The sequence below is a fragment of the Flammeovirga sp. AWQ4_249 genome (genome assembly GCF_056161045.1).
The window spans coordinates 1-424 of record NZ_JBSWYJ010000126.1; the positions used below are offsets into that span (position 1 = coordinate 1).

Sequence of the window (424 nt, forward strand, 5' to 3'; positions counted from 1 at the left end):
AAGAACTACATCTTCCCCAAAACCTACAGATATATCCTTCTCAATCCAACGTTCATCCTTTTTATAGACAAGCCAAAGTTGTAATTAATTTATCTCACCCAGATGGATGGATTGAAACTTTTGGGTTAACAATTTTAGAAGGAATGTCTTATGGTTTACCGGTTATAGTCCCTTATATCGGAGGATAATAGAATTAGTAGATCATGGAATTAATGGCTTTCATATTGATCCAATGAATGTAGAAGAAGTAGCGAGCAAAATAGAGTTACTGTATACTAATCCAAGTATTTATACCAACTTCTCAAAGGCATCGTGGACTAAACATCTACTTTTCTCTTGAGTTTGACAGTTAATTTTCACTACACCCCACTCATACTATCAAAAACGTAGATTTTTAGTGAATTTTGAAAAAAGTGTAGTGAGC

1 protein-coding gene is annotated in these 424 nt (G+C 33.7%); it reads left to right on the forward strand.

The window, feature by feature from the left end; genetic code table 11:
* Positions 1 to 188 (forward strand): glycosyltransferase (locus tag ACXAHM_RS26370; protein WP_474967071.1); only part of this gene is annotated, 188 nt, incomplete at its 5' end.
* Positions 189 to 424 lie beyond the last annotated feature (236 nt).